Origin of the sequence: Acinetobacter sp. YH12252 (assembly GCF_013417365.1) — a bacterium.
GTDB lineage: Bacteria > Pseudomonadota > Gammaproteobacteria > Pseudomonadales > Moraxellaceae > Acinetobacter > Acinetobacter towneri.
Window position 1 is genome coordinate 1 of record NZ_VPEA01000008.1, and the last position, 17,964, is coordinate 17,964.

Annotated in this window: 17 protein-coding genes, 1 rRNA gene and 1 pseudogene; 5 read left to right on the plus strand and 14 right to left on the minus strand. The window is 42.4% G+C overall.

Annotated elements, in window-relative coordinates:
• Position 1: 1 nt before the first annotated feature.
• The 3 genes from rrf (at position 2) to FTV28_RS09200 (ending at position 3,170) form a co-directional block, all read left to right on the plus strand.
• Positions 2-116: ribosomal RNA gene (gene rrf, locus FTV28_RS09190) — 5S ribosomal RNA — on the plus strand.
• Between the two features lie 334 nt (positions 117-450).
• Positions 451-1,809, plus strand: coding sequence for an MFS transporter (locus FTV28_RS09195; protein WP_004974034.1), 1,359 nt, complete (start codon positions 451-453; stop codon positions 1,807-1,809).
• 191 nt (positions 1,810-2,000) lie between these two features.
• Entirely contained in the window at positions 2,001-3,170 is a 1,170-nt protein-coding gene (locus tag FTV28_RS09200; protein WP_179990200.1) for a PQQ-dependent sugar dehydrogenase, read from the plus strand.
• Between the two features lie 424 nt (positions 3,171-3,594).
• Here FTV28_RS09200 and FTV28_RS09205 read toward each other — a convergent pair whose 3' ends face one another.
• From FTV28_RS09205 to ribF, 4 genes are all read right to left on the minus strand, one after another.
• Positions 3,595-4,077, minus strand: coding sequence for a peptidylprolyl isomerase (locus tag FTV28_RS09205; RefSeq protein ID WP_179990202.1), 483 nt, complete (start codon positions 4,075-4,077; stop codon positions 3,595-3,597).
• A complete protein-coding gene (gene lspA, locus FTV28_RS09210) occupies positions 4,070-4,609 on the minus strand; it encodes a signal peptidase II (protein ID WP_004974039.1) in 540 nt (179 codons plus the stop codon). The genes FTV28_RS09205 and lspA overlap by 8 nt, the downstream gene beginning before the upstream one ends.
• Positions 4,602-7,448: an isoleucine--tRNA ligase gene (gene ileS / locus FTV28_RS09215; protein ID WP_179990205.1), complete on the minus strand. Its 2,847-nt coding sequence runs from the start codon at positions 7,446-7,448 to the stop codon at positions 4,602-4,604. The genes lspA and ileS overlap by 8 nt, the downstream gene beginning before the upstream one ends.
• Positions 7,449-7,514: 66 nt before the next feature.
• Entirely contained in the window at positions 7,515-8,516 is a 1,002-nt protein-coding gene (gene ribF / locus FTV28_RS09220; RefSeq protein ID WP_179990207.1) for a bifunctional riboflavin kinase/FAD synthetase, read from the minus strand.
• Positions 8,517-8,723: 207 nt separating this feature from the next.
• Between ribF and FTV28_RS09225 the strand changes: the two genes are divergently transcribed.
• Positions 8,724-9,290: a 5'-nucleosidase gene (locus tag FTV28_RS09225; RefSeq protein ID WP_179990209.1), complete on the plus strand. Its 567-nt coding sequence runs from the start codon at positions 8,724-8,726 to the stop codon at positions 9,288-9,290.
• 80 nt (positions 9,291-9,370) lie between these two features.
• Here FTV28_RS09225 and FTV28_RS09230 read toward each other — a convergent pair whose 3' ends face one another.
• The 9 genes from FTV28_RS09230 to ubiG all read right to left on the minus strand — a co-directional run bounded on the left by FTV28_RS09230 (position 9,371) and on the right by ubiG (position 16,324).
• Positions 9,371-10,048, minus strand: coding sequence for a TetR family transcriptional regulator C-terminal domain-containing protein (locus FTV28_RS09230; protein ID WP_104852769.1), 678 nt, complete (start codon positions 10,046-10,048; stop codon positions 9,371-9,373).
• A 419-nt stretch (positions 10,049-10,467) separates the two neighbouring features.
• Positions 10,468-11,814 (minus strand): amino-acid N-acetyltransferase, encoded by a 1,347-nt coding sequence (argA, locus tag FTV28_RS09235; protein WP_179990211.1) that lies wholly within the window; start codon positions 11,812-11,814, stop codon positions 10,468-10,470.
• Positions 11,815-11,959: 145 nt separating this feature from the next.
• On the minus strand, positions 11,960-12,343 hold the full coding sequence (locus FTV28_RS09240; RefSeq protein ID WP_179990212.1) for an RcnB family protein: 384 nt from the start codon (positions 12,341-12,343) through the stop codon (positions 11,960-11,962).
• A gap of 202 nt (positions 12,344-12,545) precedes the next feature.
• A complete protein-coding gene (locus FTV28_RS09245; protein ID WP_179990214.1) occupies positions 12,546-12,935 on the minus strand; it encodes an RcnB family protein in 390 nt (129 codons plus the stop codon).
• Positions 12,936-13,181: 246 nt separating this feature from the next.
• Positions 13,182-13,337 carry a hypothetical protein gene (locus FTV28_RS09250; protein ID WP_179990216.1) on the minus strand — a complete coding sequence of 52 codons (156 nt, stop codon included), beginning with the start codon at positions 13,335-13,337 and terminating at the stop codon, positions 13,182-13,184.
• A 129-nt stretch (positions 13,338-13,466) separates the two neighbouring features.
• Positions 13,467-13,886, minus strand: coding sequence for a hypothetical protein (locus FTV28_RS09255; RefSeq protein ID WP_179990218.1), 420 nt, complete (start codon positions 13,884-13,886; stop codon positions 13,467-13,469).
• A 207-nt stretch (positions 13,887-14,093) separates the two neighbouring features.
• Positions 14,094-14,840 carry a YciK family oxidoreductase gene (locus tag FTV28_RS09260; protein ID WP_004974058.1) on the minus strand — a complete coding sequence of 249 codons (747 nt, stop codon included), beginning with the start codon at positions 14,838-14,840 and terminating at the stop codon, positions 14,094-14,096.
• 69 nt (positions 14,841-14,909) lie between these two features.
• The gene (locus FTV28_RS09265; protein ID WP_179990219.1) at positions 14,910-15,611 is read right to left on the minus strand and encodes an HAD family hydrolase; all 702 of its coding nucleotides are present in this window, start codon (positions 15,609-15,611) and stop codon (positions 14,910-14,912) included.
• Entirely contained in the window at positions 15,608-16,324 is a 717-nt protein-coding gene (gene ubiG / locus FTV28_RS09270) for a bifunctional 2-polyprenyl-6-hydroxyphenol methylase/3-demethylubiquinol 3-O-methyltransferase UbiG (RefSeq protein ID WP_004974063.1), read from the minus strand. The genes FTV28_RS09265 and ubiG overlap by 4 nt, the downstream gene beginning before the upstream one ends.
• Positions 16,325-16,505: 181 nt before the next feature.
• Here ubiG and FTV28_RS09275 point away from each other — a divergent pair, with 181 nt between their 5' ends.
• Complete coding sequence (locus tag FTV28_RS09275) at positions 16,506-17,126, plus strand: thiol:disulfide interchange protein DsbA/DsbL (RefSeq protein WP_004974070.1); 621 nt, start codon at positions 16,506-16,508, stop codon at positions 17,124-17,126.
• Between the two features lie 114 nt (positions 17,127-17,240).
• Here FTV28_RS09275 and FTV28_RS09280 read toward each other — a convergent pair.
• Positions 17,241-17,897 (minus strand): annotated as a pseudogene (locus FTV28_RS09280) (TetR family transcriptional regulator).
• Between the last annotated feature and the right edge of the window lie 67 nt (positions 17,898-17,964).

Here is a 17,964-nt window from a genome sequence, read left to right on the forward strand (position 1 = left end):
TGCTGGCGACCATAGCAAGAGTGAACCACCTGATCCCTTCCCGAACTCAGAAGTGAAACCTCTTCGCGCTGATGGTAGTGTGGGGTTACCCATGTGAGAGTAAGTCATCGCCAGCTCATTATTCAAAGCCCCCTTGACATAAACGTCAAGGGGGCTTTTTTATACGGAAAGGAAAATATTAAGAAGAAAAGTAGAAGAAAGAAGTTTAAAACAATATATTTACAATAATAAATTATGTGAAAAATATAGCATATATCAAAATATCATAAATTACTGCAAGTCTATTTAGTCGAATTTATCTACAACTTTAGTCTAGGTTTTTAAGAAAATTAACCAGAGTTAAGTTTTTGCTGTAGACAAAAAGTGAATATTGATTCATTTTATATACAAAAGTGAATAACCATTCATTTTTTATAAAATAAAAAGCTCACAATTGGAGGTGAGGGAAAAATGACAGCAACAACAATGAATGTGAATGCTGTAGTGGATCAAGCAAAGTTTAAACCTTTTCATTTAAAAATTGTACTTTGGTGCGTATTTGTCGTTATTTTTGACGGTTATGATTTGGCGATTAACGGTGTGGCTTTACCACTACTGATGCAAGAATGGAATATGACGGCTGTACAGGCAGGTATGCTTGCGAGTACGGCACTGGCAGGCATGATGTTTGGCGCCATGCTGTTTGGCATGTTGGCAGACAAAATTGGCCGTAAAAATGTCATATTAATTTGTGTGACGTTATTTAGTGGCTTTACTTTTTGGGGCGGCTTTGCATCCAACCCAACAGAGTTTGGTATTTTACGTTTTATTGCAGGTTTAGGGATTGGCGGGGTATTGCCTAACCTCGTGGCTTTAACCTCTGAATATGCACCACAAAAAATGCGTAGTACCTTAGTTACCACCATGTTCAGCGGCTATGCCGTGGGCGGCATTATGGCAGCCTTACTTGGTGCATGGTTGACGCCTAGCTTTGGCTGGGAAGTGATGTTCTATATTGCGGGATTACCGTTACTTATTTTGCCTTTATTGTGGTTTTTCTTACCAGAATCTTTAACTTTTTTGGTGAAAAAACAGCAACATGAAAAAGCGCGTCACATCGTCCAGCAAATTAGCCCACAAGAAAATATCAGCCCACAAACACAATTTGTATTAAATGAAGTACAAACCGCAGATGCCTCAATTGCAGCCTTATTTAAAAATAACCGTGGCATGAGTACTTTGCTGTTTTGGTGCTGCTTCTTTATGTGTTTGTTGATGGTTTATGCTTTGGGCAGTTGGTTGCCAAAACTGATGATGGCAGCAGGTTATTCGCTGGGTAACAGTTTAATGTTCTTAATGGCGATGAACATTGGTGCTGTGATCGGAACCATCAGTGGCGGGATTTTAGCAGACCGTTTCCACTTAAAACCTGTGATTATTGGCATGTTTTTATTGGGCGCATTCTCTCTAGTGGGTCTAGGCTTTAATTCACCACAGCCTGTGATTTATTTATTGGTGGGCTTAGCAGGTGCTTCTGCCATTGGCAGCAGTATTTTATTGTATAGCTTTGTTGCTCAGTATTATCCACTTACGATTCGTTCTACAGGTATCGGCTGTGCTTCTGCAGTGGGGCGTGTCGGTGCGATTGTAGGCCCTATTATTATTGGCGTACTTTTGGGCATGGATTTACCACATAAAATGAACTTTTTGGCGGTGGCGATTCCTGCAGTGATTGGTGCAATTGCAGTAGCACTGATTCGTTTACAAAGTACATCACAGGTGGTGAGTGAGCCAAGCGTGGTTAAAAAAGCCAGCCGATCTTATAGTTAATTGATCGTTAGTGTTTTGGGACTTTGAAATTAAGGAGCATTGCTCCTTAATTTTTTGCCTATTCACTTTGTAGAAGATTTAAGTAAGAAAGTGTGTATCGCTACATTTCTACTGTGCACGAGGTACATTTCATTGATTATGATGTCTTGATTAGCACAAGCAAAGATTGAATGAATAGAGGAGCAATTAGGATGCTCAAGATAAATCGGCAATACTATGGATTTATATGTCTAGTTGTATTGGGTTTAACTACAGGGTGTAATGCGCAAGTTGAGCCGAAACAGAACACGGCTGCTTTAGAGTCAAAATCAACTTCTGCACAAAATTTACAACGCTATCAAATACAGCCAATTGCAGATTTTAATGAGCCGTGGGCATTGGCAGAATTACCCGATGGACGCCTATTAATTACAGAAAAAGCGGGGAAATTAAAACTTTTTGATCCAAAAACAGGTCAAAGCTTAGATGTTCAAGCTATCCCTGAAGTCGCCTATCGCGGACAAGGTGGTTTGGGTGACGTCATTTTAGATCCTGACTTTAAACAGAATCAGCAGATTTATTTAAGTTATGCCGAAGCGGGTGCGGGTGGTTACGGTGCAGTCGTGATTCGGGGCAAGCTTGTATTAGATGCTAAACCCACGCCAAAACTCACCCAAATTCAAAGAATCTGGCAGCAAGTGCCGAAAGTATCGGGACAGGGGCACTATGCGCATCGTATAAAGTTTGGTGCAGATGGCAAATTGTGGATAAGTTCTGGTGAGCGACAAAAGTTTGAACCTGCTCAGGATTTAAAATCTAATTTAGGCAAAATTTTGTGTCTAAATGCAGATGGCACAACCCCTTTAGACAATCCATTTCAAACACATGGAGAGATTGCCAAGCAAGTCTGGAGTTTGGGACATCGCAACCCTTTAGGCATGGCATTCGATTCTACAGGGCAGCTTTGGGTTGCAGAAATGGGACCTAAAGGGGGTGATGAGTTGAATCTGATTGCCAAAGGCGAAAACTATGGCTATCCGTTGGTGTCGAACGGTGATCATTATAATGGGTTGCCCATTCCAGACCATGCAACTCGTCCTGAATTTACAGCCCCTGTTCTGGATTGGACGCCAGTCATCTCTCCCTCAAGTTTGATGTTTTATACGGGAGATGTATTCCCACATTGGAAGCATAAAGCGATTCTTGGTGGTTTATCTTCAAAAGCAATTATTGTGGTGGATACGCAAGCACAGCCTGTTCGGGAGTTACAGCGTATCGAGATGGGTCAGCGGATTCGTGGCGTACTTCAAGCACAGGATGGCAATATTTGGGTGATTGAAGATGGTCAATCTGCCAGATTGCTTAAATTGGTGGCTCCATAAAATAAATTTCTTCAGGTCCAAACTTATTTCAAAGTAGGACAAAAAACAAATAGAAAAAAGCCCCAACATCATGTCGGGGCTTTTTCAGATTTATGTTTAGGTATTACTCCTGTTATACCTTTCAGCGTCCTGCCGTTATATTATTTATTATTGTTATTCTTGCTTTTAGAAACATCCTGTTTCTGTATGTGTTAAATATAAAATGAAAGCTGATCTTTGCCTAGCGTCAATTTTCTGCAGTGCATGTAAGCTAAAACGTACAACGATATATCGGTAAAATATAGATCAATAAACTGGATTTATTTAATTTTAAGTATTTGATTATATTTAATAATTATCTTATTCAATAAAAAATCTCCCAAATTCATTTTCTTGTACTTGGGAGATTTGAACAGCAGAAAGATGCAGTAAGTATGCAAATTGATTACATCAACTTAATACCTTGTTGTCCTGCTGGGGTCACTCTAAAGATTTCAACTTCAAAGGTAATATTTTTACCCGCTAAAGGGTGGTTAAAGTCTACTTCAGTCACATCATCGTTGACAGATTTCACCACGCCATAGAGGCTTTGTTTGGCTTTATCTTCAAACTCAATCATGTGTCCTTCAACTGGACGTTGCTCAAATTTAACCGTATCAAAAGTTTGTACGTTTTCAGGATTCCATGGACCAAATGCTTCTTCAGGTGGAAGACTCACGGTACGACGGTCACCTGCACGTAAACCAAATAATGATTTTTCAAAACCGGGTAATAGGCTGCCATCGCCCATAACCAAACTCACAGGTTCAGCGCGGCTACGGGTGTTGTCAATTTCTACACCATTTTCAATGGCGACAGAAAAGTGCAATTCGACTTTTGAGCCATCTTCAATACGAGTTTCATCATTTGGATTAATAATTTCAGTCATGTTGCGCCTGCGCTCGTTCAATTCGGTGCTTTTCTAGGAAAAACGTATCAATTAACAGCAGAATGGTGCCAAGTGTGATGGCACTGTCTGCAATATTAAAGGCAGGGAAGTGGCTGTTGTTGTAGTACACGTGAATAAAATCGACCACGTAGCCAAGACTGACCCGATCAATTAAATTCCCAATCGCACCGCCTAAAATCAAGGCAATCGCCAAAGGCAGTACGATGACATTTTTTGGCATACGCATTAGCCAAAATACAAAAATTACAGACACTAAACCTGCCAGTGAGGTAAAGAAATAACGTTGCCATCCACCTGCATCGGACAAGAAACTAAAGGCAGCGCCATAGTTATGCAGTAAAGTCCAATTCAAAAAGGGCAATACAGGCACTGGATCTGCGTAATTCAGATGCGATACTGCAATCCATTTGGTCCATTGGTCGAGAATAATCGCGACAATGGACAAGCCTACCCACCATAAATTATGTGGATAGAACTGGAATAAGCCCTTTTTGTGTTGTGGATTAGGCATATTTTCTCTCTTCGCCTTGACCTGTTGGAAGGTTGATAATACAACGTGAGCACAAACCTGGATGTGCAGAATGTGTATTCACATCAGGGAGTACATGCCAGCAACGTACGCATTTTTCGCCATCTGCTGCAGAAACTTTCACGTTCAAGCCATCTAAATCAGAGGCTTCGCCTTGTGCAGCATCAAAGCTATTCACAATCACTTGTGAAGTAATCAGAACAAAACGCAGCTCATCGCCTAGTTTATCCAATACGGCTTTGAGTTCGTCATTCGCCCAAAGCTCAACTTTAGCAGACAGGTTGGAACCAACGGTTTTGGCAGTACGTGCAGCTTCAATGAATTTATTGACGGCAGATTTAACTGCAATTAGGGTTTGCCATTCCGCTTCTGCCAAGATGTTGGCTTCAGAAGCCACTGGAATGTCATACCATTCTGCAGTGAACACGTATTTTTCTGATTGCTCAGGAATTAGCGGCCATGCTTCTTGTGCAGTAAAGCTTAAGATTGGTGCCATCCAGCGAACGAAAGCCTGAACCAAGTGATACAAAGCGGTTTGTGCAGAATGACGTGCTTGCGAGTCTGCTTTGGTGGTGTACTGACGGTCTTTGATGATATCGAGGTAGAAACCACCCAAGTCATTAATACAGAAGTTGGTCAGTGCACTGGTCACGATATGGAAGTTCATATCTTCATAGGCTTGCTGAATGGTTTTCTGTACTTCTGCGGCACGTTGCAGGATGTATTGATCCAGTGCAATCAACTGATCTACAGGCAGTGCATCTGTAGCGGGTTTGAAACCATTTAAGTTGGCCAACAAGAAACGCAAGGTGTTACGGATACGACGATAACCGTCAGAGGCACGGCTAAAGATTTCCTTACCTGCGGTCATTTCATAGCGATAATCTGCCGATGCAATCCAGAAGCGTAGGCCGTCTGCACCCATGTCTTTAATAATGTCTTGTGGGGTAATAATGTTACCCAACGATTTCGACATTTTGCGACCTTTTTCATCCACCACAAAGCCGTGTGTTAACAAGCCTTTGTATGGTGCGCGTTCATTGATTGCAATCGAGGTGAGTAATGAAGATTGGAACCAACCACGGTGTTGGTCTGAACCTTCAAGATATAAATCGGCTGGGTCTTGTAACTCTTCACGCTCACGTAGTACGGCGTAGTGGGTCGTGCCTGAGTCGAACCATACGTCTAATGTATCGCGTACTGCATTGTAGTGCTCGGCATCATCACCAATGAAGTCTTTGGCTTCACGGTTGTACCAGCCATCAATCCCTTCTTGCTCGATCAGTTTTGCAACTTCTTCGATCAATTCAGGTGTGCGTGGGTGCAATTCGTTGGTGTCTTTATGTACAAAGAATGGAATTGGCACGCCCCAAGTACGTTGACGTGAAATACACCAGTCTGGGCGACCTTCAATCATCGCTTGGATACGGTTTTTACCCCAATCAGGTACAAAGCTGATGTCATTTTCAATCGCATTCAGTGCGCCTTGACGTAAACCTTTGGCATCCATGCTGATAAACCATTGTGGTGTAGCGCGGAAAATAATTGGAGTTTTATGACGCCAGCAGTGCGGATAGCTGTGTTTGATTGGGTGATGTGCCCACAGCTTATTGTTTTCTGCCAAAGTCGCAATAATTTGTGGATTGGCTTTGTAGATGTGTTCGCCTGCAAAGATTGGTGCAGTAGGTAAATATACGCCATTGCCACCGACAGGATTGTCAACTTTTAGGTTGTATTGTAAGCCAACTTTATAGTCGTCCACACCATGTCCAGGCGCGGTATGTACTGCACCTGTACCGCTTGTTGCGGTCACGTGTTCACCTAAAATCACAGGTACTTGGCGTGCTTGAATCAGTGGATGTTGTAAGATCAGGTTTTCGAGTTTGTCACCTGTGAAGTCAGCCAATACTTCATAGCTGCTAAAGCCATAGCGTTCAGTTGCTGACAGTACCAATTCTTTGGCCAAAATAAAGTTTTGTGGTGCTTTTTCATCGGCACGTGCCTTCACCAATTGGTATTCAATTTCGGCATGTAATGCAACGGCTTGGTTCGCAGGTAAAGTCCACGGTGTAGTCGTCCAAATGACGATGTCAGTGGCATCATTCACTTGCACATCCAAACGTGCAGATAAATCGGCTAAATCGACCACAGCAAAACCGACATCAATTGCATCGGATTTTTTATCTTCATATTCAACTTCGGCTTCTGCCAATGCAGAACCACAGTCCAAACACCAGTTCACAGGTTTAAGACCCGGTTCAATATGACCTGCTTTGGCAATTGCACCCAATGAACGCACGATATCGGCTTCTTGCTTGAAGTTCATGGTGAGGTAAGGATTGTCCCAATCACCAAATACACCCATACGCACGAAGTCTTTTTTCTGTAATTCGACTTGGGTGTAAGCATATTCGCGACAGGCTTTACGGAAAGTCGAAGCATCGACTTTTACACCCACCTTACCCACTTTTTCTTCTACTTTAAGTTCAATTGGTAAACCGTGACAGTCCCAACCCGGAACGTAGGGTGCGTCAAAACCATCCATGACACGGCTTTTAATAATGATGTCTTTCAGGACTTTATTAACCGCGTGACCCAAGTGAATTTGACCATTGGCATACGGAGGGCCATCGTGAAGCACATATTTTTTCTTGCCAATACGCGATGCACGAATCTGCTGATAAATGTTGTCGGCATACCACTCTTCTAACCATTTCGCTTCACGTACTGCGAGATTTGCTTTCATTGCAAATTCAGTACCTGGGAGGTTTAGCGTGGCTTTATAATCCACTGCATTTTCAGGAGTTTGCTTATCGCTCATGCAAGTTGTCTTCCAGTTGAATCAGCCCATGGACTGACGCGTTTTACATTAAATATTTAGGGTAAATTAAAAAGGGAAATTTGGATGATCTTGTCGAAATTCAAGAAGTTTTTCAACATCATCATCAATTCCCGCTTTGAGTGCTTCAAGCGAAGGGTAATTTTTTTCGCCATGTAAATAGTTTAAAAATGTGACCCGCATTAATAAGCCATACAGATTAGCAGAAACATTGGGGAAATGTACTTCTAATCGCCATTCGGGCTGTACTTGTTGGATAGCTGGGCGCGTACCTACATGCCCTGCACCAAACAGACTGTTCGGGCTGTAGCCTGCAACACCCGTTTTATCGGGATGATCGTGTTTGACTTTTTCGCTTAAAGCGGTGGTTTCGCAAAGCACTTCAACGCCATAAATGCCATTTAAGCAGGGTTTATGGCGGTTTAAGCGCACATTAATAGTTGGAAAATCAAGTGTGCGACCAATTTGATCGCCATATTGGACGCGCCCTGTAATGCTGTACGGGCGTCCAAGTAGTTTGGCTGCGAGTGCCAAATCACCAGCTTGTAAAGTTTGACGAATACGAGTTGAGCTAACACGCTCACCATTTAGTTCAATGGTGTTTAAATTGGTGACCTGAAAGCCATAGTTGCGCAAAAACTCGCTATTGCCTTGGCGGTTTTTACCAAAATGGAAGTCATCACCCAAGACCAAATGCGAGGCATTCAGGGTATCTTTTAAAAGTTTTGCAAAGGCTTCGGCACTTAAACTGCGGAAATGATTATCAAATTTCGCCACCGCAATGTAGTCGATGCCCAATTCGGTCAGATATTCGACCTTTTCCCGCAAAGAACTGATACGTGGTGGGGCATCGTAGCCTTTAAAAAATTCCAATGGTTGAGGTTCAAACAGCATCACCACGGTTTTGAGTTGCTGCGCCGCAGCAACTTCTTTGAGCTGTTGAATCATCGCCTGATGACCGACATGCACACCATCAAAATTGCCAATGGTCACGGCAGTTTGGGCGAGGTCAGTGGTTGAAGATAAAGCATTCAGGCGGAGCAGCTGCATGATCGGATGAAAGTTGAAAATTTGTAAGGGCTATATATTGCCATATTCTCGCGCTTTCGTCTTGCTGTTGTGTTTTTAACCTGAAAAATTATCTGAAAATCAGGCAAAATCCGACTATTTGAGCGCGAAAGGTGAACTGGATTTGCACCGCACCAGATTTTCTTTTCTAATGTGCTCAGTTTCAATGATCTGCACGAGTAAATAGTGATGAATTCTGATTTCGCTTTAATTATGGCATTGCCCAGTGAGTCTAAAGGCTTGTTTGAGCAAGCTGGGATTCAGGTGCATTACAGTGGTATTGGTAAGGTCAATGCTGCATTTAAAGCCTTTGAAGTGATTCAAAAGACTGGTTGTAAAACTTTATTGAATTTAGGCACAGCTGGCAGCTCACATTTTGATGCGCATGCTTTGGTGGAAGTGTGCCAGTTTGTGCAGCGCGATATGGATGTTTCTCCGTTGGGTTTTCAGGTGGGGGTGACGCCTATGGATCAGGAGCATCCTGCAGAAATTGAGCTGGAACGCTATTTTGAGCATTTACCTAACGGAATTTGCGGTACAGGCGATAGTTTTGAAACGGGGACACCGAAAGTGCCGTGTCAGTTGGTTGACATGGAAGGCTATGCGATTGCCAAAGTCTGTAAAAAACTAGGCGTGCGCATGTTGTCGGTCAAATATATTACCGATGGTGCCAATGATACGGCACATTTAGACTGGGAAGAAAACTTGTTGCTAGGCGCACAAAAATTATTATCGTTATATCAAAGTGTTAAGTAATACAGTTGCCCAAAACGCCACGACCCGAGTAAAAACTAGGGTCGTGAGCTAAATTCGGATATTTGTTCAGGTTGGCGCGATTATTCTTGCGCTTCCTGTGCTGGTTCAGCCGTGACAACAGTTGCTTCTGTAGCATTGATTTCGTCCTGACGAGGCACAATACCGTACAACATCATGTGAACCGTGTGTTGTAAAACGCGTTGCAGCATACTGCGGTTACGCAAGGTTTTACCTGTGACCATTTCCATTTGTGTGGCAAAGTCAGCATAGTTTTGGGTAATGGCCCAAATATTCAAAATGAGCAGTTCAGGGTCAATCTGTTTCGACAGTTTGCCTTGTTCTTGCCACATGGTAATGACTTTGGCTTTGCGTTTTACCAGTTTTTTCAGAGGACCTTTTAAAATTTCCTGAATATGTGGCGCACCTTGAATCACTTCTAAAGCAAATAGACGTGATGCTTTCGGTTGAGTACGTGAAACCTCAATTTTCTGTAACAGATAATTGGTAATCGCTTCTTCTGGCTCAAGTTCGGCTTCAAGCATTTGTAAAGGCGCAAGCCATTTTTGTAGTACTGTAGTTAGTACTTCAACATATAAGGCTTCTTTATTTTCATAATAATAGAAAATATTCGACTTATGCATCTCTGCAATTTGTGCGATTTCATCCAAACTTGCACCGCTAAACCCGTATAAGGAAAATACGTCGAGTGCAGCATTGAGAAGCTGATGGCGTTTTTGTGTACTCTTTTTTTGTTCCATTCGTAATTTTAAAACAATGAAAAAAGGGAATTATTAATTGTACGGCAAATCATCAGGCTTGTGCATCCTTTAAAGATGTATTTTTAAAATATTTTTAGTTTATTCTGTAGCTTAGCTATTAAATCCGTTAAAAGCATAGTTACAGAGGGGGAGTATCTTGCTTTTGTATTTTTTGACTGAATGAATAAGTTTTTTGAATTTTTTATATAAATGATAAAAGTAAAGTTTCTTCCTGCCTTGCATCAATTTTATTTAAAAAAACTAAACAGTGGTGTGGATGCTGCCAATTTTGATCATCCGTACACTGTCGTGCTGACAGATATAGGTGTGATGACCTGATTTAATCGGCAGCATGTTCCACGTGAAACATGTTTGGATTTTGGTTGTGCAGTATCATTCAACCTGTCAAAAAACCTCACTTAGAGCCGTTTTTTACACACAATTGAGTTGCGTTGATAGTTATATAAAGCCTGACGTGCATCGGGTAAATCATCGACATTGGCAGGAGCAAAGCCCTGTTCTAGAAACCAGTGTGCGGTGCGGGTAGTTAAAATAAATAATTGCTGAATGCCCATGGCTTTGGCTTTATCTTCTAAATAATCCAAAATTTGGCGGCCACGGTTGGATTTACGATAAGCAGGATGAACCGCGACACAGGCAATTTCGGCAGACTTGAGTTCATGACCTGTGGTTGGAATTGGATATAGGGCGGCACAGGCGAGAATCATGCCGTCACGTTCAATCACTGCAAATTGTCCAATTTCATTTTCTAGACGCTCACGTGAACGATAGACCAACACGCCTTCTTCTTCTAAAGGACGTAATAAACGAATCAAGCCGCCCACATCCTGAATATTGGCCATGCGGACTTCTTCATAGTGTGCATCACTCACCATCGTCCCTGAGCCATCGCGGGTAAACAGTTCTTCGAGTAAAGCACCATCGTAGGCATAGGAAATGAGATGTACCCGATGTACGCCGTTTAATGAGGCATCTTGGGCTGCATTTAAGTGTAAAGCCAATTCAGGATGATGTCGCTGAGCATCTTCAATATATGGATTTAAATGTTGCGGATGAACTTCACGTTGCAATTGACCTTCGGCATTCTGCAAACCGTGCTGCGCGCCTAAGAAAATCAGTTTGTCAGCTTTTAATTGAATGGCAGTTTTAGTTGCCACTTCTTCAGCCAACAAGTTAAACACTTCACCTGTGGTGGAATAACCTGTTGGACCGAGCAACACAATATTATGATTTTCTAAATGGCGTTGAATGGCATCGACATCTACAGTGCGGACTTCGCCAGTCAGTTGATAATCAACTCCATCACGAATGCCATACGGTTTGGCAGTAATAAAATTGCCCGACACCACATCAATCCGTGCGCCGTACATAGGGGAGTTCGCTAGCCCCATCGATAATAAGGCTTCAATTTGCAGGCGAATTGAACCAACAGCATTCATGACACAAGATAAAGATTCGCGGGTGGTGACACGACGTTGCAAATGAAATGGCGTATCAATTTGGCTGAATTTTAAGTTTTGATTAATTTGTGGGCGCGCACCATGTACCAAAATCAGGCGAATACCAAGTGAGTGTAGCAGGGCAATATCATGAATAATGTGCTGAAAGTTTTCATGCAAAACCGCTTCACCATCGAACATAATTACAAAGGTTTTATTGCGGTGGGCATTGATATAAGGCGCAGAATGTCGAAACCAATGCACATATTGTAAGGTTGTGCTGAGTGGGTTTTCAGTCGGAGTCATTCGTTGGCCTGCTGTAATGGTCGATGGTGCTGTCTTTGATTCTAATCAAAAAATTCTGCAGCGGAAGTCTAAATATAAAAAAACACCTGAATGGTGCTTCAGGTGTTGTGGAGAAATGCTGTTTTTCAGCTTAGGCTGAACGGTTTTAGCCAATAATACGAATAATACGCTGGGTACGTTCATTAATCAGCACATAGTCACCGTTGACTTTATACCACTGCTGATAGCGGCCTGTGTTAGGTAAACGACGTGCTTCACGATCACTGACTTTATAGCGGTTCGCGTAATATCCACGTGGCAGGTTTTGACCTACACGCCAGTCACGACTTGGATTCACGCGTTTTTGATCATAACGCTTTTGTTCCCACTGTGCATGATGACGTGGATTGTCCCAACGCTTGTCGTGATGTTTATAGGTGGCACTCGCTTGATGACGACGATCATCATAACGATGGTCGGGTGCTGCCATAGCCGATGTTGCCATGATTGCGCTTAAAGACAGTGCTAAGGTGCTGAGTAATTTTTTCATGCGACTTACCTTCAGTTTTAAATATGGGGTAGATGTGTCCAAATTAGTCAAATACTCAAGATAAATGATGGTGGAAATTGAGGTGAATTGTGAATTTTATGGAGAAAACAAGGAGAGCCTGAGCGGACTATCGCTCTATAAAAAAAGCCCAAAGTGAGCTTTGGGCTATGTATTTAGATATTGTTTATGTACAACAGTAGGTCTATAAACCTGCGATACGCAAAATATGGTGATTTTCGACATCGACCAAAATGTAGTCTTGGTTGATTTTATACCATTGTTGTTTGCGTTCAGGGCGGGGCAAGTTATGTTCCTGATAATCGACTTTATAACCATTGCCACGATAATGCTGCGGCATGACATAACCCGTTTGCCATTTATGTTGTTGTAAGCGTTTTACACCACGTTCTTCACGCATGCGGCGTTTGTCTTGCATACGCTCTTCTGCATCGGCACGAAATTCATGTTTATTGTGTGCTTGGTTACGAGGATGGTCAGCTAAGTCTCGATCAAATTGAGGAGCGGCAGTTGCAAAATTGCTGCTTAGTAAAGCACTGAAAGACATTGCCAGAACTGTCAAAATCTTTTTCATGTAAACCCCTCATTCTCTCATCTTGATATCACAGTTCATACTTTAACCATTAAATGCAGAGAAACTGTGAAGAAAGCACATGAATTTTTTAAATACGCTCTGCAGGATGCGGCATGGTATTGATTCTATTATGCGACAAAATACGAAATTTAGTAGCTATCGCTCAGAAAATAGGGGTGGGATGATTTTTCTTGTGCTAAGGAAAGGATGAGACATCACCATAGCAGCGTACTGCTATGGTCTGCTTTAGTTCCAATGTTCAGTTAAGCCTTGTAAAGATTGCACAGCGATGGCAACACATTCGGCTGTTTCACGATCATCCAAAGCCACAATTAAATGCTGACCTAATTGCAAGCTTTTAATACTTTGAATCACGGCAGTTTTACGTTGAATATCAGTCATCACAATTTACCTAATGCTTGTTGTGGAGATACATCAAGCATAGGTGATGTATATTGATTTGGAAAACCGTATAATTTTATAAAAACAATCCAATAAAACGATTATTGCCACCGTTGCCATGAGTTTTGCTTAATAGGCGTAGTTTAAATCGGTGTAGTCGGTCAATGATTTTTGAATATGTGCATTGATAAATTCGCGTACATCTTCAGTACTCATTGGTGCGCCTTGCTTGCTAATCACGTGTTCAATTTCAGGTTGCCCTTCAATTTTAATACGATAAACAAAGTTTTTAACCACTTTGTAGGCATCGTCCAGTTTTTCAATGCCTGTGACATAGTGGTAAGCATGTTCAAAATTAAGGTCGGTATGTGAAAATACAAACTGATCAAACAGTTTGATTTTCTGACCGTTGTCGAGTGTCTGAATGTCATCTACGATGCTGGCTTCAAACTTCATGCCATATTTTTCAGAAATAGGCTGACCATCAATCAGTAAAGACACCATACCATCTTCAAGTGGTGTCACGGTGATGTTGTTTAATTCAGTCATGTTGCTCTCTGCATCGTTGAGGTTGAATTGAGATGTGGAAGCATGGTAATCAGGCTTTGCATTGCCAAAAATAGGCAGGATAGAAACCTGAAAATGCTTGTGCGATGCCATTTTACCGCAAATCAATGTGCAAAAATTGGCAATATGCTAGGTTAAGTCCATAAAAAAGGAAGCAAGCGCTTCCTTTCTTCGGATCAAACGACAGAACTAATCCTGTGCATCAATACTTTGACCGTTCATGTGTAAGCTGTCATCGCCCATTAAATATAAATAGGCAGGCATGATTGCATCGGGTGTTGGTAAGGTTTTTGGATCTTCATCTGGATAGGCTTTGGCACGCATGGCTGTGCGGGTCGCACCTGGATTAATGCAGTTGTAGCGAATATTCGGGTGAACTTGCTCTTTGGCAAATAATTGGCTGACTGCTTCAATCGCAATTTTAGAAACTGAATAAGCCCCCCAGCGTTCACGTGCTTCACGGCCAACCCCTGAACTGGCAAATACCACCGAGGCATGTTCTGATTTTGCCAAGAGCGGCAATAATTCCTGAGTCAAGACAAAAGGCGCACGTAAATTTACCGCCATGACATCATCCCAGACATCTGCAGGGTAATTGGCCAGCTCGGTGCGTTCACCTAAAATGCCTGCATTATGCAAAATACCATCCAAACGTCCGAATTGTTTGTCTAGGGTATCGACCAGTAATTCATAGTCTCGTGGTGAAGCACTCGAAAGCTGTAGCGGTAAAATAGCAGGTTGCGGTGCGCCTAAACTTTCGATTTCATCATAAATCACTTCAAGTTTATTTAAGGTACGACCATGCAGCACTACGGTTGCTCCGTGTAGCGCATAACTGAGGGCAGCCGCTCGTCCAATACCATCACCGGCACCTGTGATCAGGATAATACGATCTTTGAGAAGATCGGGGCGAGGTTGATATTCTGAGTATTTCATGGGCATCCCTCCTGTTCATTTCTTATTGCTTATGGGTTGAGTTTCATGTCATCGCTTTACAGGACTGATTCAAGCATTGGCACTGCTGTTTTGCGTTGCAGCTTGCAGCACCAATTTGTCTAAAACCGTATGTAATTCAGTCACTGAATCCACTATACAATCTGCTTGCCATGCTGTTAAGTCATCTTTGTGTTGCAAGGGTAAATAACCGTATGCTGCCAAAATGGTATACATATTGGCGTTACGACCTGCATCGATATCACGTGGATGATCGCCCACATAAATACAATGTTCTGGGGCAATTTCAATCTGTTTGGCCGCCAAATACATAGGTTCTGGGTCTGGCTTGGTACGGCTAACATCTTCAGGGCAGACCAAAACTGCACAGCGTTCAGTTAAATTCAGTGCTTTGAGCAGTGCTTCGCTGAGCCAGCGCGGTTTATTGGTGACAATACCCCACGGAATTTGACGCTGTTCCAACGCATCAAGCAGTGGATACATACCTTCAAACAGATCAGTTTCGACTGCAATATCTGCGCCGTACAGGTCTAAAAAGCGTTGTCGATGCGCAAGAAATACAGGGTCATCTACTTCAAGTTCTGGATAGACCAATTTGACCATCGCCCGTGCACCTTCAGACACCTGCGTGCGAATGGCTTCTGCTGCCACAATCTCACAGCCTTTATCGTGGCACATGTCTTGAATGATGCGAATAAAATCTGCAGCGGTATCAATTAAGGTGCCATCGAGGTCGAATAAAACGGCTTTCATTCTGTTGCCTCATTGACCGTGTAAACCATGTAGTTCACATCAACATTAGGTGCCAACCAATAGCGTTTAGTCAGTGGGTTGTAGTGTAAACCCGTCATATCTTTAAGTTTTAAACCCGCTTGGCGAATGTCGTGTGCCAATTCAGACGGTTTAATAAATTTATGATAATCGTGTGTGCCTTTGGCTAACATGCGCAGCACGTATTCTGCCCCAATAATGGCAAATAGGTATGATTTAGGGTTGCGGTTAATGGTCGAGAAAAATACATGACCGCCCGGCTTGACCAGTTTTTGGCAGGCTTGAATAATCGAGGCCGGATCAGGTACGTGCTCTAACATTTCCATGCAAGTCACCACATCGTATTGACCAGCTTGCTCATCTACCAATTGCTCAACAGGAATTTGGCGATATTCAATATTGTGTACGCCTTCTTGTTCTGCATGCAGGCGTGCCACGTTTAAAGGTGCTTCGCCCATATCAATTCCAAGCACATTGGCACCGCGACGAGCCATGCTTTCTGCCAAAATACCACCACCACAGCCGACGTCTAGCACTTTCTTGCCTGCCAAGCCGCCTGCGTGCTCATCAATCCAGTTTAAGCGCAGTGGATTAATCATGTGCAGGGGACGGAACTCGGAATGCTGATCCCACCATATGGCTGCAAATGCTTCAAATTTGGCAATTTCTTGTGGATCAACATTCAAATGCGACATGGGTGCCACCTCAATTGGGTCGTGATAATTGGAAAAATAGATATAAACCCTAGTGTAGCGTTAATTCTAAAAAAAGCGATAAAAGCTGTAAAAAAGTTCACAGAAGGAAAACGAAATCAGCATAATTGATTTATAGTGTTGCCATACACTAAACAGAATGATTTAGAGGATTATAAACGCAATGAAAAAATTCCTTTTAGGTAGTTTGGCAACAGCCATCTTTGCTATTTCTGGTAGCACTATGGCGGCAAATTTTGTAGCAGGTAAAGATTATAGCGTTGTCGCCAACCCGGGTAAGGTTGATGTACCAGGTAAAATTGAAGTGCGTGAGTTCTTTTGGTATGGCTGTGGTCACTGCTTTACTTTAGAACCATATATGCAAACATGGTTACGCCAGTTACCTAAAGATGTGAATTTTGTGCGTACTCCTGCAGCCATGAATCCTGTTTGGGAAATGAATGCACGTGGTTATTATGTGTCTGAAGCTTTGGGTGTGCGCAAGAAAACTCACTTGCCACTTTTCCATGCCATTCATGACAAAGGTCAGCAAATTTTTGACCAACAATCACAAGCTAAATTCTTTGTGAAATATGGTGTACCTGAAGCGAAATTTAACAGCATGTTTAACTCGTTTGCGATCACCTCTAAAATTTCACAAGCTAAACAATTGGCGCGTCAGTACCAATTGACAGGTGTACCTGCGGTGGTGGTGAATGGTAAATATATCGTTCAAGGCGATAACGGCAAAGTGATTCAAGTAGTGAACTACTTGGTTGATCAAGAGCGTAAAGCTAAGAAATAAGCAGATGCAATAACAAGATGATGCAAGGCTGAATCAGCAGCGCATCGCTAAAAACCGCAATGATTGCAACGTCATTGCGGTTTTTTTAATGCAGGTTAAAAGTGTGTTGTATGTTTAATCTGCGACAGGCTGCGGACGTTGCCAGTGGCAAATGCCACGAAATAATAAATGTACTTGAGTAATGGTTTGTTGAATAAAACGCTGCTGTTGTTCAGGTAATTTTTCGGCTTCAAATTGGCGTTCTAAACCAATCCAGCTCATTGCTCAATTTAACGATAAATTAATTAAAATATTGGCCAGAATGTGAAAATCTTCAGCATGCTGAAAATGTTGTACGCTTTCGACCCGTTGTAAATCATTAGCTAAATCTTCAATTAAAAAATCAATTTCACGGGCGATGGCTTGCCGTAAAATGGTCGAACCGCCCCAGCGTTCGGCAATTAAAAAAATCCATTGTTGTGGATGTTGATCGACAGATTTAAAAAATAGGGTCAATGCCTTTTCGGTCTGTGCATCGGGTTGGTATAAATAAGCTTGTCCCAACTGATACAAAATACCTTTAATGTGCAAGGCAACTTGATCGACCAAATCTAGCCCCAACTCATCCATATCTTGAAAATGCCGATAAAATGCGGTGGGCACCAGTCCAATCTGTCGTGAAATTTCTCTTAAGCTAATGCTGCTAAATGCACGTCCTGCGCTGCTGAGTTGCAGCACTGCCTCCATAATTGCCTGACGACTTTGTTGTTTTCGTTCTTCCCGAATCGACATTGTATTTCCTGATTCTGCCAGTGCCGCGCAGTCTAACAAAAACCTGTGTTTCACGATAATACTAAAA